At 42.8% G+C, this 20,477-nt stretch carries 24 protein-coding genes and 1 pseudogene; 1 reads left to right on the top strand and 24 read right to left on the bottom strand.

Annotated elements, in window-relative coordinates; translation table 11 throughout:
- Positions 1-74 precede the first annotated feature (74 nt).
- The 24 genes and pseudogenes from HYG86_RS04760 to HYG86_RS04645 all read right to left on the bottom strand — a co-directional run bounded on the left by HYG86_RS04760 (position 75) and on the right by HYG86_RS04645 (position 17,347).
- Complete coding sequence (locus HYG86_RS04760; protein ID WP_213167791.1) at positions 75-299, bottom strand: DUF7678 domain-containing protein; 225 nt, start codon at positions 297-299, stop codon at positions 75-77.
- Positions 300-311: 12 nt separating this feature from the next.
- Positions 312-668, bottom strand: coding sequence for a DUF7698 family protein (locus HYG86_RS04755; RefSeq protein WP_213167790.1), 357 nt, complete (start codon positions 666-668; stop codon positions 312-314).
- 111 nt (positions 669-779) lie between these two features.
- Entirely contained in the window at positions 780-1,091 is a 312-nt protein-coding gene (locus tag HYG86_RS04750; protein WP_012065069.1) for a hypothetical protein, read from the bottom strand.
- Positions 1,088-1,336 carry a DUF4314 domain-containing protein gene (locus HYG86_RS04745; RefSeq protein WP_213167789.1) on the bottom strand — a complete coding sequence of 83 codons (249 nt, stop codon included), beginning with the start codon at positions 1,334-1,336 and terminating at the stop codon, positions 1,088-1,090. Before HYG86_RS04745 ends, HYG86_RS04750 begins: the two co-directional genes overlap by 4 nt.
- On the bottom strand, positions 1,320-2,003 hold the full coding sequence (locus HYG86_RS04740; RefSeq protein WP_213167788.1) for a virulence protein: 684 nt from the start codon (positions 2,001-2,003) through the stop codon (positions 1,320-1,322). The genes HYG86_RS04745 and HYG86_RS04740 overlap by 17 nt, the downstream gene beginning before the upstream one ends.
- Before the next feature lie 82 nt (positions 2,004-2,085).
- Positions 2,086-3,318: a site-specific DNA-methyltransferase gene (locus HYG86_RS04735; protein ID WP_213167787.1), complete on the bottom strand. Its 1,233-nt coding sequence runs from the start codon at positions 3,316-3,318 to the stop codon at positions 2,086-2,088.
- On the bottom strand, positions 3,308-4,474 hold the full coding sequence (gene metK / locus HYG86_RS04730; protein WP_213167786.1) for a methionine adenosyltransferase: 1,167 nt from the start codon (positions 4,472-4,474) through the stop codon (positions 3,308-3,310). Before metK ends, HYG86_RS04735 begins: the two co-directional genes overlap by 11 nt.
- A gap of 21 nt (positions 4,475-4,495) precedes the next feature.
- Entirely contained in the window at positions 4,496-5,047 is a 552-nt protein-coding gene (locus HYG86_RS04725) for a P27 family phage terminase small subunit (protein WP_213167785.1), read from the bottom strand.
- 105 nt (positions 5,048-5,152) lie between these two features.
- On the bottom strand, positions 5,153-5,512 hold the full coding sequence (locus HYG86_RS04720; RefSeq protein WP_213167784.1) for an HNH endonuclease: 360 nt from the start codon (positions 5,510-5,512) through the stop codon (positions 5,153-5,155).
- Positions 5,513-5,640: 128 nt separating this feature from the next.
- Positions 5,641-5,832 (bottom strand): hypothetical protein, encoded by a 192-nt coding sequence (locus tag HYG86_RS04715; RefSeq protein WP_091264186.1) that lies wholly within the window; start codon positions 5,830-5,832, stop codon positions 5,641-5,643.
- A gap of 56 nt (positions 5,833-5,888) precedes the next feature.
- Positions 5,889-6,317 (bottom strand): DUF1492 domain-containing protein, encoded by a 429-nt coding sequence (locus tag HYG86_RS04710; RefSeq protein ID WP_213167783.1) that lies wholly within the window; start codon positions 6,315-6,317, stop codon positions 5,889-5,891.
- Positions 6,318-6,376: 59 nt separating this feature from the next.
- Positions 6,377-7,746 (bottom strand): annotated as a pseudogene (locus HYG86_RS04705) (SNF2-related protein).
- Complete coding sequence (locus tag HYG86_RS04700; RefSeq protein ID WP_246451893.1) at positions 7,743-8,030, bottom strand: VRR-NUC domain-containing protein; 288 nt, start codon at positions 8,028-8,030, stop codon at positions 7,743-7,745. Before HYG86_RS04700 ends, HYG86_RS04705 begins: the two are co-directional and overlap by 4 nt.
- 150 nt (positions 8,031-8,180) lie before the next feature.
- On the bottom strand, positions 8,181-10,529 hold the full coding sequence (locus HYG86_RS04695) for a virulence-associated E family protein (RefSeq protein ID WP_213167781.1): 2,349 nt from the start codon (positions 10,527-10,529) through the stop codon (positions 8,181-8,183).
- A 1-nt stretch (position 10,530) separates the two neighbouring features.
- Complete coding sequence (locus HYG86_RS04690) at positions 10,531-11,139, bottom strand: PDDEXK family nuclease (protein ID WP_213167780.1); 609 nt, start codon at positions 11,137-11,139, stop codon at positions 10,531-10,533.
- A 4-nt stretch (positions 11,140-11,143) separates the two neighbouring features.
- Positions 11,144-11,566 carry a DUF7768 domain-containing protein gene (locus tag HYG86_RS04685; protein ID WP_213167779.1) on the bottom strand — a complete coding sequence of 141 codons (423 nt, stop codon included), beginning with the start codon at positions 11,564-11,566 and terminating at the stop codon, positions 11,144-11,146.
- Between the two features lie 15 nt (positions 11,567-11,581).
- Positions 11,582-12,250 carry a Rha family transcriptional regulator gene (locus HYG86_RS04680; RefSeq protein WP_213167778.1) on the bottom strand — a complete coding sequence of 223 codons (669 nt, stop codon included), beginning with the start codon at positions 12,248-12,250 and terminating at the stop codon, positions 11,582-11,584.
- Entirely contained in the window at positions 12,247-12,453 is a 207-nt protein-coding gene (locus tag HYG86_RS04675; RefSeq protein WP_213167777.1) for a hypothetical protein, read from the bottom strand. Before HYG86_RS04675 ends, HYG86_RS04680 begins: the two co-directional genes overlap by 4 nt.
- An 81-nt stretch (positions 12,454-12,534) precedes the next feature.
- Positions 12,535-14,475 carry a DNA polymerase gene (locus HYG86_RS04670; protein WP_213167776.1) on the bottom strand — a complete coding sequence of 647 codons (1,941 nt, stop codon included), beginning with the start codon at positions 14,473-14,475 and terminating at the stop codon, positions 12,535-12,537.
- Positions 14,472-15,050, bottom strand: coding sequence for a DUF2815 family protein (locus HYG86_RS04665; protein WP_213167775.1), 579 nt, complete (start codon positions 15,048-15,050; stop codon positions 14,472-14,474). Before HYG86_RS04665 ends, HYG86_RS04670 begins: the two co-directional genes overlap by 4 nt.
- Before the next feature lie 13 nt (positions 15,051-15,063).
- Positions 15,064-16,185, bottom strand: coding sequence for a DUF2800 domain-containing protein (locus tag HYG86_RS04660; RefSeq protein ID WP_213167774.1), 1,122 nt, complete (start codon positions 16,183-16,185; stop codon positions 15,064-15,066).
- A complete protein-coding gene (locus HYG86_RS04655; RefSeq protein WP_246451890.1) occupies positions 16,178-16,402 on the bottom strand; it encodes a DNA ligase in 225 nt (74 codons plus the stop codon). Before HYG86_RS04655 ends, HYG86_RS04660 begins: the two co-directional genes overlap by 8 nt.
- Positions 16,403-16,475: 73 nt before the next feature.
- Complete coding sequence (locus HYG86_RS04650) at positions 16,476-16,652, bottom strand: hypothetical protein (RefSeq protein WP_213167772.1); 177 nt, start codon at positions 16,650-16,652, stop codon at positions 16,476-16,478.
- A gap of 146 nt (positions 16,653-16,798) precedes the next feature.
- A complete protein-coding gene (locus tag HYG86_RS04645; RefSeq protein WP_246451889.1) occupies positions 16,799-17,347 on the bottom strand; it encodes an RNA polymerase sigma factor in 549 nt (182 codons plus the stop codon).
- Positions 17,348-17,568: 221 nt separating this feature from the next.
- Between HYG86_RS04645 and HYG86_RS04640 the strand changes: the two genes are divergently transcribed.
- Positions 17,569-20,409 (top strand): NACHT domain-containing protein, encoded by a 2,841-nt coding sequence (locus HYG86_RS04640; RefSeq protein WP_213167771.1) that lies wholly within the window; start codon positions 17,569-17,571, stop codon positions 20,407-20,409.
- Positions 20,410-20,477 lie beyond the last annotated feature (68 nt).

Here is a 20,477-nt window from a genome sequence, read left to right as displayed (position 1 = left end):
ATAGACCCTAAGGTCTTCTGTAACGAGGAAAAGAGCTATGCAGCCCAAATCCGTTTTGCGTTTTTCTCTTGTTGTTAATTGTATTTCTTCATCAAAACTTCAAGTGCAGCCTTTGCATTTTCATCGATGGGTTCAATGTCCCAGCCTCTATCAAAGTTTGCAATGATCTGGCCATCTCGCTTTAGCATCAGTTTTGATATTCTACCTTCATCAATGCCATAAGGGGAGCCTAAGTCAAAGCTTTTGATCCAGTAATGAATGGTTCTGTTTTCGACTTCAATTTCACCTTTTCTCCACATGGTCTAACCCCCTTAAATCCTAACCAAGATTGCTGGTAGAATTTGCTTTTCTCCTGTTTGCCAGTCGGTGTAGCTTGTCTTAACCTTGGTAAGTCCGTCCATCTTGCAGCCGTGCTTTTCAAATTCGGCTAAGGTTGAAATCAGCCCTGAAAAGGTGCTAGAAATGGTGATGTGGTCAATTCCGTAGGCTTTGCAGGCTTTAACAATGGGTTCGATGTCGTAATCCCAAATGACCTCGGAAAAGTCGATAGTGTCGTTTCCCGCTTCCTTGCTTCTTTCGTAGGCCCAGTACATGGTGCTGTTGATTCCAGACTCCTTAAAATTTGCGCCGGTTGCTTTGGCCTCTTCAAATGCTTTGATTTCTTTCATGTTCTCATCCTCCATTTAGTGTGGTTTTGTTTTGGTATTACATATATCACTCTAAACGAGAATAATAGCAAGTCATTTCTGTAGTAATAGAGCAGGTTTCTGGCTTAGAGGCTAGTCTTCAATCCCACAGTAGCGTGGATAGTCGTAGCCTTCCGGATTGGTGAGTATCTTTTCACCAGTGTCTTTGTTAATGACCCTAATGCATCGAAGCTCACCTTTTTCGTTGGTGCCGCCATCTGACTTCTTGATCCAGGGCTGGTCCTCTAGAAAATCACTGGTGAACTTTTTAAACTCTGAATCACTGAGTTCAACTTCTCGAATCACAGTGTAATCAGAACCAATGACGCCATCTTCTTTTGCCTCTTCAGTTGCTTCTTTTAATTCCTTAAGGTTGTAGAACTTTCGACCAAATAATGCCTTCATTGCTGTGACTCCTTCCTGGATTTTTCATCAATTACTTTGCAGGAATCAATGCCGTAAACCACATTCAAGCTGCTGCCGTTGTCCCACTGAACCATGATGGAACCTGTGTCATCCACGCCCCACACGGTGCCTTTTGTGCCCGCTGGTGGTGCTTGCACATCATCCATCGAAAGGAGCTGGACCCTGGCGCCAGCGGGGTACTGCTTGCGTAGGTGGGCCAGTCTTTCTTTATTGATCGGCTTCACTTTGAGCACCTCCTTTGAAAGCACTGCTTCCTGAGAGGTTCTGAAGAAGAATCTTTCTGTGGGTTTTGAATTCCTCTCCAATAAATCCAAGGCGGAGAAGGAAGCAGCGGAATGCGTATTTCTCGTTATCGACGTCTTTTTCTTTCACGGTGATTCTCTTTTGGGTTTTCGCCATCTCACAAAGCTTTGTAATGAACTGGGAGTAGGCTTTTATCTCGTCTGGATTTGGTAGTTTTGAAAACCAAGGGAAGCTAATGCGTTCCTCGTCGGCTTCAATGGGCAGGGCATCCACATCAAGCGCTTTCTTGATGAGGTTGCCTTTTGCTTCTAACAGTTTGGCTAGCTTCTCCAGGTCTTCATCGGAGAGGGAGTCTTTTGGTATCTGGATGATAAGTCCAGTTTCCTCGGGCTCTGCTTCAGCAGGAGCGGGTTCATCCACCTCAGCTTTAAACCCTGCCACTTGTAGTTTTTTCATCAGCATCTTGATATCGTCTTGAGCCACTTCTTTGTCAAAGGTTAGCTCTCCGTCTTTTCCGATGTGGTAGGGTCCGACCTGGTAAGCGCAGGATGGAACACCCAGGTACTTTGAAGGGACCTCTGTGATTTCACTGATGAGTTTCACCAGCTTTTTTCGTTCGTTACCGGTTACGTTGTAATTGATTTTCATGGTTTTGACCTCCTTGTTTTTTGCTTACTACATATATCACTCTAAGTGATGTTAATAGCAAGTCTATCTTTCGATAGTTGTGTTATTTATTTTCAGGGAGGTCAATGTAGTGGTATTCTTTGCCATCACGCAGGAGATAGACATCATCTGAGGTCTGTGCTCCAGAAATGTAGCGTTCAACAATAACGTCACAAAACTTCTCATCAAGCTCAATAGTGTGACAGATCCGCTGGGTCTGATCACAGGCAATGAGGGTACTGCCAGAGCCGCCAAATGGATCGAGGACGATGCAGTTGCTAAGACTTGAGTTAAGAATCGGGTGGGCCACAAGAGCCACAGGCTTCATTGTTGGATGAGAGCCATTTTTCTTCGGCTTTTCAAATTCCCAGATGGTGGTTTGCTTTCGATCAGCGTACCAGTTGTGCTTACCTTTTTTCTTCCACCCAAAGAGCACTGGTTCATGCTGCCACTGGTATGGAGATCTACCAAGGACCAACGATTGCTTTTTCCAAATGCAGGTGCCGGATAGATAGAAGCCAGCTTCAGAGAAAGCTTTTCTAAAGTTCAGCCCTTCCGTATCTGCATGGAAGACATAGATAGAGGAATCCTGTGTCATGACAGCTTCCGTATTGGTAAAGGCAGCAAGGAGAAATTCATAGAAAGCAGAATCACCCATATTGTCGTTTTTGATTTTTCCGGCAGAGCCTTCATAGTTTACATTGTAAGGGGGATCTGTCACCACAAGGTTTGCCAGCTTTCCATCCATAAGAACCGTGAAGTTTTCTGACTTAGTTGAATCACCACAGACCAGCCTATGAGGCCCTAGCTTCCAGACGTCACCAAGTTTTGTCATAGCGGGTTTTTCCAGCTCAGCATCCACATCAAATTCATCATCGTGAGTGCCTTCCTTCAGGGAATCCTTAAACAGGTCATCTAGCTCAGAAGGATCAAAACCAGTAAGGGAGATATCAAAGTCAGCACCCTGCAGATCAGCGATAAGTAGGGCTAGCTTATCCTTATCCCAATCACCACTGATTTTATTAAGGGCAATGTTGAGCGCCTTTTCTTTATCTTCATCCATCTCGATGACCACACACTCAACTTCGGTCATTCCTAAATCCAGGAGCACTTTCAATCTCTGGTGGCCACCTACAACTCTACCAGTGGTCTTGTTCCAGATGACCGGTTCAACATATCCAAACTGCTCAATGGAACGTTTGAGTTTATCGTATTCAGCATCTCCAGGTTTTAAGTCCTTACGCGGATTATAGTCAGCGGGAAGTAAGAGCTTCGTTTTCAGTTTTTCAATCTTCATATCTTTCCGCCACCTTTCTTAAATTTAAATTGAAATCCACGTTCTCCCAAGGGAAGAGTGAGGAGTTAAAATGACCGTAGGTTGCTGTATCAGAGTAGATTGCATTTCGAAGGCGTAGCTTTTCAATGATAGCAGCTGGTTTCAAGTTAAAGATCTCTTTTACCAGTTCACTTAAATCTTCGTCACTGATTTTGGCTGTACCAAATGATGTCACATTGACTGCCACTGGATTTGCTTTTCCGATGGCATAAGAAATAGCGACCTCGCATTTATCAGCAAGCCCGCTCCAAACAATATTCTTAGCAATGTATCTGGCCATATAAGCACCGCTTCTATCAACCTTTGTCGGGTCCTTTCCACAAAGTGCTCCGCCGCCATGAGAAGCCAGACCACCATAGGTATCAACCATGATCTTTCTGCCGGTCAGCCCTGTATCAGCAGCAGGGCCACCTTCAACAAACCTACCTGAAGGATTGATGAGTATTTCGGTTTCATCATCTAAGGGGAAATCTTCGAAGCACTGCCAGAGAACGTTGTTTAAGATATCTGATTCTAATCTCTTTTGAGTTTTGTCCTTATGGTGCTGCACAGAAACTACTACAGTCTTAATACGGATAGGTTTATCCCCATCGTACTCAACAGTGACTTGTGCTTTTCCATCAGGAAGGATACCCTTGATGATTTTTCCTTTACGACATTCATCAATACGCTTTACGATTCTATGAGATAAAAGTAAAGGTAGAGGTAACAGTTCACGAGTTTCGTTGGTAGCATATCCATATACAGTGCCTTGATCACCAGCACCGATGGAACCGTATGGATCAATAATTCCATTTCTTGCTTCAAGTGCTGTATCCACACCAGCAGCAATATCTACACTTTGATGATGTACAAACACAAATACTGTAAATCTCCAAGGACTGTATCCCACTTCACGAAGTACATTTTTGACGATAAGTCGGAGGTTAATTTTTTCGCTGCAGGTGATCTCGCCCGCCACGATGATTTTACCTTTAGTAGCCATTACCTCACAGGCCACACGTGAAGCTTTGTCTTTTCGAAGGCAAGCATCCAAAATGCTGTCAGCGATTAAATCAGAAAGCTTATCAGGATGTCCCATGCAGACACTTTCTGCGGTTCTGTAGTTTTTACTCATATCATTGTCTCCCATCTGTTTTTATTTGCCCCTACGAGCAGAAAGAAGTCTTTCCATCACATCATCCTGAGGATTTGCTCCTTTGTAATCGCCAGTACAGTTTTCTTTTACGATCTGGAATATCTCAAACCACAGACGATTGGTCTGGTTCATGTAGTTCTGGCCCATGGATACATAAGGACTTTGAATGGCGTTCCCGGTGGTGGGGTGTTTTGCCAGAAAGCCGTATTCAGTAATAGCCTCTTCACACTGAATCCAACGAGCAACACTCATGGCATACCTTTCAAGGAGCTGTGGAGAAACCAATGAAGCGCAGCCACGCTGATCCAGCCACTGCCATGTGGCTTTGTAGATTTCGCCTGCCACCAGAGCCTTACCATCTTTTTGAATGGCTTCAAGCATCTTATTTGGTTCAGGCATTTCTTGTCCCTCAAGGTCTGCCGTATCGGAAAACTCCATCACGGTCAGTTTCCTTCCACCGAGATTGCCTTCGGCTATTTTGTCAGCCAGAGGTTTCTTTTTTGCCCCTGCACCAACACGAGCGCCACCTCTGTTCGTACCGTCTTTTGCCAATGATCACACCTCCTTTACAAAGCGGGGGCCTATACCCCCGTTTGAATCTGCGTTTTTTAACACGACACCCCAGCCCGCTGTCCGGATTGAAAAGTTGTAGGGATTTTACCTCCCCCACCGGTCACCACTCTCAGCTGTTATCTTAGAGTGACATGACTTACAAAGGGCCATTAGGTTACTGGTTTCATTACCACCGCCTTTGGAAAGAGGCAGGATGTGGTGCACTTCTTCGGCAGCTACAATCCGTCCATTCTTATCACACTCCTCACAAAGAGGATGGGTTTTGATGTAGCGGTCCCTGATCCGTTTCCAGGCCCTGCCGTATCGTTTGTTGGAAGCTGGATCTCTTTGGTACTTGTTGTAACGTTTTGTTACCACCTTCTTATGCTCGGCGCAGTACTCTCCACTATCAGCAAGCAGACCGCAGCCTGGGTAAGAACAAGGACGCTTGGGTTTGTATGGCATGGGTTCACCTCCTTTAGGGCATAAGAAAAGCCCTCGTGGGGTTTTCCCATGAAGGCTTGTTTACATTGTGGCTCACTTTATATATAAGCACACATCGTAGGTATCATTCTATGTTATTTAGTATCCATCTAATCAAAGATACCAGTTTTTAATAGGATTTCTTTGTGGGGCTTACATTCCTTGCAGACATAGTGTCTGTCCCGGAGATAGTTTAAGGATCTTACTTCATCACCACAGAAGCGGCAGTGGGGGAAGTAGTAGGTCATCCTTCCAGCTTTAGAGATTCTGATGTTGTCTTCTTTAGCTTCACGGTAGCTCATTTTTAGTAACCTCCATTTTACATATAATCACATGCGGTGGGTATCATTCTATGGTTTTAGGTATCCTGGTTTAAAATCTTACTGCAAACTTCCAAGGCGGCGTTATGCATTTTGTAGAGATGGTGGATGGTGTAGCACATATCCACTGCGATCTTTTCCCAGGTTAGAAAACAAAGGTAGCGCTTCTCAAGAAGCGTCTGGTACTCTGAGTTTTCTATGGACTTGATGATGGTCATGATTTCACGTTTCGAATCTACAAGACTAATGATGTCCTGATTGATTTCTTCCTGCAGGTCGATGATTCTGGCAATTACATCAGCCATTGTGGATGTTGAACGGTTCGGGTTTCTTGGCATTGCACTCAAAGTCGATGTGGCTCTTGTAGCCAGTGCATTTAACGATTCCAATTGTTCAAACTTACTACGGATCCGATGGTCAATGCGATAAGCTTTTGAGAAGTATTCTCTTGCGTTTTGTTTATTCATATCAGCCCTCCGAATATTATAGATTTCACTCGGATTGGCGAGGATTGTCATAGGTTGTCTTAGATTTTCAGATCTGCCTTTACGGCATTGATGAGTGCAGATTGGGTACTGTTCTTTTCTCTTAGTGCTTTAAGAATACGTCCATCGACGGTGTCTTTGGTAATGATGTGTTGAACAACAACTGTATTTTCTATTTGCCCCTGTCTCCATAGGCGGGCATTGGTCTGCTGGTAGAGTTCCAGGCTCCAAGTCAGGCCAAACCATATAATGGTGGAGCCGCCATGTTGAAGATTCAGGCCATGTCCTGCAGAAGCGGGGTGTATTAAAGCTACTGGTAATTCACCACTGTTCCAGCTCCGAATACTTTCAGAAGAATCAAGGCGAGAGAACTTTATTTTATTGTGCTGCAGCCTTTCTGTGATACGCTCGAGGTCATGCCTAAACCAGTAGGCAACCAGGATGGGCTTACCATTAGCGGCTTCAATGAGATCTTCTAATGCATCAAGCTTTCTGTCATGGATCCGTATAATCTCTTGGGTATCGGAATAGACAGCTCCATTTGACATTTGAGACAGTTTACCAGAAAGAGAAGCAGCATTAGCTGCGGTAATATCTCCACCGGGAAGCTGAAGTACCAGGTCGCGCTTTAATTCCTCATAGCGTTTACGCTCTGGTTCTGAAAGCTTTACTTGATACTCTGAACTAATGAGTTCTGGCATCTTCAAATGGTCAGTGGATTTCATGGATATGGTAATGTCTGAAATTTGTCGGTAGATGGCATCCTCCGCAAAGGGTAGAGGCTTGTAACTAAAGATGATCTGGCCATTACGCTTATCTGGAGTAAAGTAGTCGTCTCGATACTTACCAATAAATCTTCCCAGGCGCTTACCCATATCCAGAAGCCTAAACTCAGCCCATAAATCCATGAGTCCGTTTCCTGTTGGTGTTCCGGTTAAACCTACCATCCGCTTAATGTGGGGACGGACTTTCATCAAGGCTTTAAATCTCTTAGCCTTGTGATTCTTAAATGATGAAAGCTCGTCGATAATCACCATGTCATAGTTAAAAGGGATGCCGCTGTCTTCCACAAGCCACTGGACATTTTCTCTGTTGATGATGTAGATATCAGCTTTTTTCAAAAGTGCAGCTTTTCTTTCTGCTTCAGTACCAACAGCCACGGACCAGATGAGATGATCAAGGTGTGACCATTTCTCCAGTTCTTGGGGCCACGTATCTCTTGCAACACGAAGAGGGGCAACCACCAAAACTTTATGGACCTTAAAGCTGTCAAAGAGTAAATTGCTTATGGAGGTGAGGGTCAGCACAGTTTTTCCTAACCCAAGCCCATATCAAGAAATATGGCAGCAATAGGATTGTTTTCGATGTAGGCACTTGCGTATTGCTGATAATCATGTGGTATGAACTTCATTTGGCATCACCTCCCATATCGGATAATATTTTCTCTATTCCTGCTACACTATCAAGCACATAAACCTTGAATCCAAGACCCTGAAGGAGCTTATGTCTAGCCAGTTGTAAAGGTCGAGGCTTCTTTCCAGGGGCTTTGACTTCAACAAAGGCGATTCTACATCCGGGAAGAAGGATTAATCTATCCGGCATGCCATCAAAACCTGGGCTGACAAACTTAGGTGCAATGCCTCCCAGCTCTTTCACTGCTTTTACCAGTTTTTGTTCGATGATTTTTTCAGTCACTTTTTTACCTCCCATCTGACACAAGAAACACAAATTCACAAGCGTTCCCCTATATTTACTAACGCGCGTGTTCGTGCACAGGTATTCCTATCTACTTTTAAGAAAAAGCATTTTGAATATAAGGGAAAATCTTGTGTTGTGTCGTGTTCTTTATCCGCCATATTGATAAAGTCGCTGCCTACCATATATGGGCAAACGCCTGATACTGCTGGTTCGTTCCCAACCGGGAATCTGAGCCATAAGTGCTGCAATCTGATAGCTATCCGTGGTCTTTAATTCGGAGAGGTTGCGATTGAAGCATTCACACCATATTTCAGCATTGCTTACAAAGGTTCGAGCAACAGTACCTGCATGCGCTGGCCTACCAAATTCGGTTCCACTTAGGTAGTTTCTACGGGCAAACAAATCCATGCTATCCCAATCATCTGGAAGTAAGGTATTCAGGTACTCTTCCACCATACCAACACGCTCGTCAGCCTCCATGGCTCCCTTCTGGGCCTTTTCAGCTTCTTCTAAAATGTCACCCTCCAGATATAGCTTTTCGCCTGAATTCCATATTTCTTTTGCTTCAGCCCAGAACTGCTGCCTGTAAGCTTCAGTGAAATTCCAGGTTTTCTTCTGCTTTTTCTGATGTACTTTGATGATCCAAAAACGACGATTTCCTGTGATGTCACGTAAATATCCACGCTCTCCATTTACCGTTGCAATGACGATGCACTGTCTCGGATGGCTTTCCACAACTCTGCCATAGGACGGTCGATACTTATCATCAGAGGTAGAGAGGAATGCTTTTACTTTTTCAATGTCCGCTTTTTTCATACCAGCAAGTTCTCCGATTTCAACCACCCAAAATCCCTGAAGTTTTTCAGCACCGGACTTGTCGTCCATATCTGTAAGGGACAAGGTTTCAGAATAAAAATCTGCTGTTACCAGATCTTTTAAAATGGTGCTTTTGCCAATACCCTGATCGCCATCAAGCACTGGAACGCAGTCAAACTTAATTCCTGGGACATATATCCGCGCAACTGCCGCTGCAAAGGTCTTTCTAGTCACTGTGCGAATATACTCGGTATCATCAGCCTGAAGATATTTGATGAAAACATCTTCCACACGTTTTACTCCATCCCACGCAGGAAGGGAATCAAGATAATCCCTTATAGGGTGGAATCTCCGATCATCAGCAACCTTGGTAAAGGCAACATCGTGGTTTCTGCTTGAGAACGGAAGGTAGCGAATATCCATAATGGACTTAAGCTGGGCTGTGTCGGCATCTCTCCAAAACACGTTACCTTCAGGTCTTTCCCAGGGCAGTGGCCCAGTGACCTGGATGCGGTTTGATAACTCGTTAAATGCAAAGTTCTTAAAATCGGGATCATGATTAAGGATAAGGTTTAAGTTGTATACGCTGTTTTCGAGTACTTGACTTCGGGGCTGATACTTTAGTTTTTCTTTCCAGTCGTCACCAAGATCTGTGAAATCCACTTCAGCTTCTGCAAGTTTCTCATTGGTAGCAAAGACTTTCACCTCATCGATCTTCATGACAAAATCACACATACTCTTGAAGGACTTCTTAGCATCGTCATCACCAAACTTATGGATACGAACAATGTCAAAGGCACTACATAATTTAAGGTATGCCGGGTCCTTGGCATGATGGCTGTATACGAACTTGCCACCTTCTTTGATTTCAACACCCGCCATACTGCTTGATTCTATAAGGTGATAGCGGTCCTCATTTCCTGTTGGTTCGTAGATATCTGATAAAAAAGCATCGATCGCTTTTGTGATGGGGAAGTAGACTCTATTGAAAAGCCCGACAACGCCCTCCTTTTCAAGAGGATCCTGCACCTTCTGCTGCGATACTGTATTTGCCTTGCTCTCCCTGGATGAAGTCGGAAGTCTTGTAGGATCTGACCATTCGGGATGAGCAGTTAAAATATCATCTGGATTAAGCCAGTCCGTATCCACTTCCTTATAGATGAAGTTTCCGTTGGATGGAGTGCTTGGCCAGTACATCAGCTGGTTTGGGAGATAAGAGCATTCATCGAAATAATCCATACCGAGCATCTGTGCAAGATATCTTGATACTGCTACAAATTCCTCCGAGGTTACATCTCTTGTAAGAGGCAAGATAATGCGGACCCTTGGATTCTCATCAGTACTGCTATGGGTGGAATAAAGAACAGAGGTATACTGGGCATTCGATTCATAGTTTTCAAGAAAATCTTTATCAATACGGTCACCATCTAAGGCAATCATTGAGCGGAGCTCCACAGTGTCGATTTTCCTGCGACCGCCTTTCAATACCCCTGCAACAAAACCACCATGATCTTTTGCATCATCCTTTTGGGATTTGCTGAATTTGGCATACTCTTCAGCTGATTCCGTTGTCCGGATTGGAGTCTTTAATCTATCTTTTAACTCATCAAATGTGATTTCTTTGTTGACCCACTTCTTTGCCTGTCGGCTGTTCCCGTAGGCAATGGCTAGTTTTCTCAATTTAATAACCTCCCTTCGTACGAGGTCTTTCTCCATGTTCAAATCTGGCCTGTCTTGCGGCACGATAGGCTTTCTCTGTTGCTCTAGAATCCATATCACAAAGATAGTTGCTGTCATCACCGAAGAGTTCAAATTTTCCTTTATGGTTTATCCCAGGATATGCCGCAAAATAGTCCCCATCGATAGTATTAAAGTTATATTTATTAGGCCAATTGCCGTTATCATTGTAAGCTTCATTTTCTATGGACCATAGGATGTCATCAATATCTGCACCACTTGGAATATTCCCAACCACAAGGATGGCTGTCTGGGACTTCCCGTAGGTATCAGGGTCATCTTTTCCCAGCTCATAAAAACGGTTGATTTTATCTGCATCAGCATCGGTCATCTGACCCTTGACCTCAACGTAAAGATCGCCACCAGATCTGCCGTCTACGCCGTGAAGAAGAAAGTCTGGAAGATAGGTTAATCCATTTCCAAGGTCATATCCTTCAGGTTCATACTCGTAATCAATACCACAAAAATCGAAGAATACTGCCCAGCGGGCCTCAAGCCTTGACCTGAAGAGGTAACCTTTGTATTCAGTTTGTATTGCTTTAATCTTTTTCATAAATCTAAATGACCTCCTTACACTGAGATGAAAAGTAGCGAATTGGGTAGTTTTTGCGTTTCGCCCAGTTGATCTCTGATCTCATGCCTGCGGAAATGTGACTGCCAAATACCCAAACCTCGGAGCACTTTGACATCAGTACATTTCCAAAGAACAAACCAAGTTCTCGTTCATCAGGATCACTGTCATCAAGAAACTGAGTGAAAAGAAGATGCGGAGCGATGGGGATATATCCCATCACCACCGCGAACCTGCTATAGCGTCTGGCAGAATTTGTGTTATGTTCAATATCACCGGAATAGGGTGAGCAGATATACACAAGAGGCCGGAAGGCTCTGGCAGCCTTTTCTCTTTGTTCGATTTTAGTTAAGGCATCAAAAGCAGTGGGGTCGTAGTAACCTTCTGCGTTGAATTTATCAATTCCCATTAGTAGAACCTCCCTTTATGCTGGCTTATCGGAAATCTTCATCTTGTACCATTCCAGGTATCGCTTGCGCTGTTCATAGTCTGGAACAGAGAGAAGTAGTCCGATATCAACTTTTTGAAGTGTCTCGAGCATTTTAACTTGGTCATCGGTTAGGTACGGACGGATGCTGGTGCCTTTTTCAAGACCATATTTTTGTCTGATTTGCTTGGCAGACATCCCTGTTACAATGCGGTTTATCATGTCGCATTCATTGCTGAAGTGATAAGGTTTGGGTTTTTCGTGAAGTAGCTTTATGTTTTCGGTCAGTAGAGGGAAATCCTTACGAGTTGTAACCAAAGTTGTGATGAACTCTTCCATTGCGTTGAAGCGTTTGATGTAAATCTCTTTGAATCGCATTGCCTTTTGACCGGTGTATCCCATAACAAGCATTGTAAAACCATCGCGAGTCATCATATAACAAGGTAGCTTTCTTCCTGTACTATCCTTGTAATAGGAGAGCTCATAATTGGATTCAATGAAATCTTTACTCAATCCAGAATTGGAGTCAGTGATTTTGGATATATCACGAAGTACATGAAAGTGTTCTTTTTCAAAGTGATTTGCTACAAATAAGCTATCTGCCCAAGCTATATCCCGAGCATCAGCAAAAACCCCGTATTGATCTTTTGGAATTAATTCTTTCATAGGATTTCCTCCAATCTGGACTTGCTGCACTCTGCACAGAAAAGAGCAGTTCCATAAAGGTCGCTTTCCCCATCGCTGAATAACTCCGAGATGTCTACACAGACTTCAACACCGCAATCTGGGCAGGTGGTAAAGACATTGTCATCGTGGACCTCTACCCTGATTTCCAATGAGTCGTTGATTGTTTGCTTTACATAGAACATATTTATTACCTCCATTTCTTGAAGGCTTAAGTGCCTTCTAATACTCACAGGACAGAAAACTGCCCTGTGAGTAATAAAGGACTAATCTTTTTTGTAGAAATTCGTTTCATAACCATCTGCCCTCATTAAGAGCCCTTGTGCCCAAGATGGGGCATGGCTCATTTGATTACAGATAGACTCAACTGATGTTTCCATATCAGCTTCGATGACAATTTCATCATGTACATGAATGACGATGTTGTAATCCTTGAGAGCTTGCATGGAATAACATAGAAGATCACGACTGGTTGCCTGGACGATGTTCTCCACAAACTTTGGGCCATAGCTATCAATGCGTTCCCATTTTTTTGTGCCACCGACGCCTTCATAAGTGATGCAGTCCGAACCAAACATATTTGTGCCAATACGAGGTTTTACATAGGAGAGTCTTCTTCCAGAAGGGAGGGTGATAAAGAGCATTCCACTTTGGTAAGAAAACCGGATGCCATGTGTTTCAGTGATGGTCCGTTCTCTAACTGCTTTCATGGCAGCCTTATCAACTGCCCACCAGAGCCTGACTATATTGGGATTGGTAGTACGCCAAGCTGTAACCAGGGGTTTTAATTCATCTTCATTTAGACCCATCTCCAGAGCACCCATGGCTTTGAGGGCACCGACAGAGCCGCCATAACCAAGGGCTAATTCTGCAATCTTACCTTTTTGTCTTAAGTGGCCATTGACTCCATGTTTTTCAACAGGAACACCAAACATCTGAGAAGCAGAAGCGCAATAGATATCACCACCAGACTCGAAAACTTGCTGGCGCCATTTTTCTCCGGCAAGCCATGCAATAACCCGGGCTTCAATAGCAGAGAAGTCTGCGACGATGAATTTGCGACCAGCAGTAGGAATGAAGGAGGTGCGGATGAGTTCTGATAGAACCTCGGGTATGGAATCATAAAGCATCTCTAAAGCATCAAAGTTGCCACAGCGAACAAGGGCTCGTGCTTGTTCTAAATCAGGGAGGTGGTTTTGAGGAAGATTCTGAAGCTGAATAATTCTTCCTGCCCATCGTCCTGTTCGATTAGCACCATAGAATTGAAACATTCCACGTGCACGACCATCGGCGCACACGGCGTTTTCCATGGCAGAGTATTTTTTGACGGAGGACTTGGCCAGTGATTGTCTTAGTTCCAATACTTCTTTAAGATCTGGTGGAGCAGTTTGGATGAGTTCTGAAACCACTTTTTTACCTAATGAATCTGTTTCAAGTCCCTGGTCCGACAACCAATTCTTCATCTGTGCAACGGAGTTAGGGTTATCAAGATCCGTTAATCTTTTCATTTTCTGGAGCAGCTCTGAACGAGACCGAGTATCCATCTTTATTGCCTCATTTACAAATGGCATATCCAAAGAAACACCACGATCATTGATCTCCTGGTCAAGGTGGTACTCATTCCACACTTCTTCAGGGACAGGAAATTTTGATAGTTTTTCTTGGATGGCTATTTCCGCTTCAACATCGCGAAGGTTGTAGGACTTAAATTCAGACCATTTATCAGGAGCATGGATTGGTAGATTACGAGACCTACCAACATTTGTGGCGGTTGGGTTACAGGGCTTGCAAAAGTATCTGATCAGGTCTTTTCCTTCTGATAGCTTTTGTTTTTCAAGTCCTAGGACAGCGCCACTACCTTCAAGAGACAGTGGTAAACCCATATATGCAGACCAAACCATTGTGCATCGCCACGATTTTGGATTAAGGTATTGGCCATTAGGTAAACCTAACCATTTAGATAAACAGATTCTTTCGAACTGGGCATTAAAGGCCCACTTAGTAATGGATGGATCAGTAAGGGCTGATTGTATTTCTTCAGGAAGTTTTTCACCACTGGCAAGGTCGATCACCTCGATATCGCCACCATCGATGGAGTATCCAAAGAGCAGGATCTCAAAGACAGATGATTCTATATAGCGGTAGACCCCGCTTTTGGCGAGGTCTACACTACTATAGCTTTCGATATCGATGCTTATTGTCCTCAAGAGAGGAAATCCTCATCAAGGTCAGTGGCGAAATCGTCCTCAGCCCTGGACTTTCCACCAAGAGGCTCACCGTCTTTTATTTTCTGGAGGTTGTTTAGACCGCAGGCGATTCCTCTGTTTCCATTGCTATTAAAGGCATAGAAGTTGATGCTTGCCCTACCATATACTCCGCTGTAAACCTCGGAGCGAGTAAGGATAACATTTCTGTCTGCATCTACAATGCCTGGAGCAGTAGCAGAGTTTGCATTGATGAAGTAGGCATTGGCATAGGCTGGATCGTCGGGTCTTTCCAAATTTCCATCTCTAAGAGGTGTTTTAATACTGGTAAGAGGTAGGATGGACTTACCGTTTCCTTTAAGCTTTGATTCGCCTTCATGGTAAGCAGCCTCAATGGCAGCTTTGACTTTGGCTACAGTGGCAGTATCTGATTTTGGAATGATGAGGGACACCGAGAACTTTGGAGCACCACCGTTGATGGATTTTGCTTCCCAGACATTGGCGTAAGACCAGCGAGTGTCAGGACCTGTGATAACCTTCATGGGGTTGCTGTTTGATTTGTTTGCATTATTGGACATATGATTTTCCTCCTTAAATTTCATTAAAATCGTGTTGTACTGTATTAATTGGCGGACGTTTGTCACTCTCGGGTACCAGCGTTGATTTCCCTTGAGGCTTTTCAATGTAGCTTCCTAGAACATCCTCAAATCGCTTCTTACCGATAAGAGAAGTCATGGCGGTAATGCCAAGAAGCTTTTGTTCATATGGATCAAAGCCTTCTGCACTGACGGCTTTAGCAACCGCAGCTTCATCGGTGAACCTTCGAGTGGAGCGTCCTTCGACCAGCTTCCATCCATTCCACTGCTTTCCGCTGACTGCTGATTGCAGTGCGTAATCTTTGATATCTGATGCCCAGGAGATTAGACCATCGATTTTACTTAGGATGTCTTCAACCTCGTAATCATCCAGTAGAGGAGGCCTCTTGAAGTCGTATTTGGCCAGCTCCATGTTGTGCTCAGCTCTGGTGCGGCATTCGTACTTTGCTTTACAAAATCCACACCAATCACCACACTTGAAGTCCCCTTCACCAGCAAAGGCCAGCTCTGCAGTTGGCTTAAGAATCTCATTAGCCCATTGGTATAAGGATTCTTTAGATACTGTGTGGGTGGATATGTTGTTTCTACGAGGCTGATAGATAGTCATGGAAACAGTATCGATGTCATAGATCCCATCGAAGATTTCTAGGGCACCCAGTGCATAGAGCTTCATCTGGGGATTGTCTTCTGCCTCGACTAAAATTCCCTGTCCATGCTTGTAGTCACATACGTGGATCTCAGAATCAGCTATGATCAAGCAATCTCCGGTCCCGAAGCCACCCTCAACGTACTTAGAGAAGTCCAGCCTTTGTTCTATAAGAACAACCGGGTCCGAACATTTTTCTTTTGCAGTTTCTACCTGCTCAAGAATGTAAGCTGCATAGCCGTTCGCACATTCTTCCATCTCTTCACTAAAGTAGGTGAGATTCTCTGTTGGGTCTTTGGCTGGGAGCCCAAGAGCAACTTTTAATTTGTACTCACATAGGGTATGAGCGTCAGTGCCTTCTGCGGCGTAGCTACTTCCTTTGTCTTCATAAGACTCACTGAGCCTGACAGAAGGAGGACAGTTTAACCACCTATGAGATGAAGAGGCTGAAAGAAGTGCATGCTTACCCATTTCCAAGTACCTCAGCTTCTGCTAGGAGTGCTGGATAATCTGAAGCATTAATTTCTGACAGCTTATCAGCACCATACTTTTGAAGTATCTCTCGAATTTGTGATGTATGGCCATCTCGACTTTTTTCAGCCAGAACCGCTCTAACTTCTTCGAGAGTGATGGCCTTTTCTTCCGGTGCTGATTTAGCTGGTGTTGGTTCATCGCTACTACTGAACATGCTGGAAAGAGACTGAGATATGCCTATCAGCGTTTCACCACATTGGTTCAGCTCCTTCATTAATAGAGAGAGTTCACTCATTTTGCCCATCTGGTTTTCCTCCTTTTTCTTTCTCTTGCTGCGATAGCGTTGTAAGCTTCTTAGCAAGGCGCTTTGACACTACGCTGATGGCGGTGAGAACATCGGCCAGCTCTTCATCCATTTCAGGATCCCGGCCCTGAGTGTCAGTTTGGTTTACTTGAATCTGCATTGTTTAACCTCCGTTCCGAGGGCTGTTTTGTTCCCCTCAACCTTCACAGGACAAAAGTGAGAAGATTGAGTAATTAACTTTGAAAAATAGTTTTTATGATGCCCTCTGATATCCACAGGACACCAGAGGACATTTTGAGTAATGAGTTACTTCCAATCTTTTAGAACTTTTCTTAGCTGGGCAAAAATCTTAATCTTGCGGTTGTTAACAGTCTTTTGAGCGCAACCAATGCACTCAGCAATTTCTCGTTCGGTTTTTCCTATGCTAAAGAGCTCAGCAATACGGCGATTCTCTGGGTCTAGTTCATCCAGGGCAGCGAAGAGTTCCTCAAGAAGTAGCTTGTCTTCCACAAGTTCATCAATGTTTATTGAATCTGGTACGTCGAAACCATCAGCACTGAACTTGTCCAATGACAGAACACCGCCTGTCCGATCAATTAGTGATAAACCTTTTTCAGCACGTTCCAGATCACATTCACGGCAATTTCGAGTACATCTCTTTGTGCCACCTTTGCCGTCACTGATGATGCAGCGTTTCTCGCGTTCTTGGCGTTTTTTCTCTGCCCACAGGGGCTGCTTGTAAGCGCGATATACTTCTTCAGGGACTTCAATAACTTGATCTTCAATGGTTAGATGCCAAGCGCCATCATAAAAATCCTTGTTCTCAGGTTTACTTTGGTTTGCATTGATTTCCATTTGATTTCCTCCTTTGATTGACAATTGAAAATAATTTGTGTTAAGATGAATAAATAGGAATTAGTAGGAACTGCTTTTATTTCAAAATGAAAAAAAGCCGATACCAGAACTCCTGGCATCAGCTTACTTTCATAGGGATTTGCTTCGAAATTGAGCGGAATATACTTCTCATTTGCAGTGAGTTGCATTCACTTGCTTATGAGTTGCAAGGGAGAAAAATTATGACAAGACTGTGTTTTGGGACATTTGCACAGGTTCTTCGATTGTGCAAATTAGAAAATGTTATTGATCGTAAACTTGTAGGAACGATGACACGGACGGTAGATCCCACTTGCCAATACATACACCCAAATAATGCTTCAGCAGTTTCGCGACTCTTCAGCTGTACGGGGAATCTTTCGAACGGTAATATCAGTGATAGTGGAAGTGCTGCCATAAAGAACAATGGTGAAAGCATCAGCAATGTAATAAATGCTTCCCAAAGAGCTAATAAGGATGAAGTAGTGCAGAGATTTAGAGAGGATGTAATTCCTTTACTAGATGAAGACAAAAAAGAGCTAATCGTTCTTGCGTTACTTGATATCATTGAAAGAGATAGTGTGCTTGATGGTGACAAGAAACTGAGTTTTGAAAAATATATAGGACAAACAAAAAACGCCCTGCTTTCACAGGGCGATTTTGCGTTGGATGAATTTTTAGCTGGGGTATTTCTTTACACTACTGCTGCCGGAGTCATGAATACTGTCGGCAAGGAAACAGTGAAAAAATTGACTTTTGATTATATAAGCAAACTAAAGAATACAAGAAAGATTAATGTGGTAGACCATGCCACTAAAGAACTTGTAGTGCCTTCTGGATTAGAAATATATGAGGAAACCTACCTGATCAAGTCAGATAATTCATTTGATCAGCAAGTTGATGTATTAGAGGATACAATGCAGTTGATCGTAGATAGTTTAGGCAAGAATGCTACACGTAAAATCAACAAAGATGATTGGGAGTCTTTTTATAATGCTTTACTTGAGACTGTTCGGTTAGGGCGTTCTCAGGACAATGTGACAGGTGAGATGAAAACTTTTATTGATAATATCACCAGCCTCTACAAAGATTGGGAAGAGATTATGATTAGAAGTCGTTCAAATCTATCGGTCGATAATGCTAGCGATATATTTGGAAAAATCGTAAAAGAAGTGGACTGTTATATTACCTTTAGGCAAGTGTCACCAACTTCTGAAACTGAAATATATCGAAAGCCAATTAAGCCAAACTTCAAAAAATATATTCAAAGTGCAAAAGATAAATATAGCTCAATAAAGACGCTCTTATACAATGACCAACCAAAACCGTTTTATGATTTCTACGTTTGTAACGACATTGAACGACGAATCCCCGAGCATGGAAGATTTGGAACTTCATATAGGTTGTCTACAATAGGAAATGTTACAGTCGACAGCCTTTCAAAATGCTCCCGTTTTGTAATACTTGCCGGGACTGGCGGGCTAGGTAAATCTATGATGATGAGACACTTGCTATTAAATGCTGTAGAAAACTATGAAGAAATATTCATGGTTCCAGTATTTATTCCACTGAAAGACTTTGATGAGATGTTTGATACTCTATTTGAATATGCGTATTCGAAAGTCACTAGTCTTTGCAATGAAATCACAGAAGAGCAGTTTGAAGATGCGCTAAACAAAGGTAAGTGCTTGTTATTATTCGATGGATTAGATGAGGTTGGATCTGCGAGTGCAAAGAGATTTGAGAGAGATTTAGAGTCTTTTACGGATATGTATCCAAATAATTTTTTTGTGATTTCTTCACGCCCTTACCAATCTTTTGTATCGTACTCACGATTTACTGTTTTGCAGCTAAAACCATTTTCTAAAAAGCAAGCATTAAAACTAATTGACAACTTAGAATTCAGGACGGATGAACCAATTATTAAAGAGAAGTTTCGAAATGAACTGGAGGACAATTTACATCGGACTCATAGAGCATTTATTGAAAACCCACTTTTGTTAACTATTATGTTACTAACATTTGAGCAGTATGCAGAAGTTCCTTCAAAAATGCATGTGTTTTATAGAGAGGCATTTGGGGCGTTAGCCGTAAAACACGACGCCAGCAAAGGGGCCTATAAAAGAACTCTAAAAACTGGATTAAGTGCTGACAGATTTGCAGATTATTTTGCTGAAATCTGTTCACGCTCATATCATGATGAAAAATTTGAGTTAACTGAAGAAGAGTTTTCAAAATACTACTATCTATTAAAAGAGCGGGAAAAAACAGGAGACAATACGACCACTGCAAGTGATTATCTATATGACCTATGCTCTAACATGTGTCTGATGTACTTTGAGAGCGGAAAGTATCATTTTACACACAGATCATTTCAAGAGTATTTCTGTGCCTTGTATTTTTCAAAACAGAAAGACAAAACTCTAGAGAGCATTGGGAATTTTTTTGAGAACAGGCGTAGTCGTATGTTTGGTGATAAGACTTTCAACATGCTTTACGATATGATACCTGATAAGGTAGAGGAGTATATTTTTCTTCCCTTTTTAACTGATCTCTATAAAGAATGTGATCAAGTAGAGGGTTATTGGACATTCTTAGAAAAAATGTATCCTATACTGAGATATGAAAAAGGTGAAACCGATGAATATGTATCCAACTCATCAGAATCCTACTTGTTTGATTTTATACAACAAATAAATGATTTATGGTCTGTAAAATGCGAGAATTTTCCACATTACGATTCCTTGGTTACAAATGAGTATGTATACGTGATAGATGAAGATGAGAGCGAAACTCTCGTAAATGCTGATGATGTGGACTTTGATTATAAGTATGAGTACGGAGATCCTGATGTTGTCGGTTGGGTATATGAGATTGATGTTGAAGAAGTACGTGGAAATCCATCAAAATATTCAGAGTTAATAAAATGCCTTGATGATGATGGGTTTGATGCTAAAAAAAGCTATTTTCAGATGAGAAAATATCTATACGAACTTCAATCGAAGCAAAAACCAACCGGAGATAGCCTTTTTGATTTGTTTTAGATTGGCATAGCCTATGAGTGCAAAATTAATATACGAAATTGCGATGAAAATCAGCATTACAAAATTGT

This window comes from Alkalicella caledoniensis, assembly GCF_014467015.1.
Taxonomy (GTDB): Bacteria; Bacillota; Proteinivoracia; order Proteinivoracales; family Proteinivoracaceae; genus Alkalicella; species Alkalicella caledoniensis.
The sequence above is the reverse complement of the archived record's forward strand: the minus strand, read 5'-3'. Positions and strand labels throughout refer to the sequence as shown.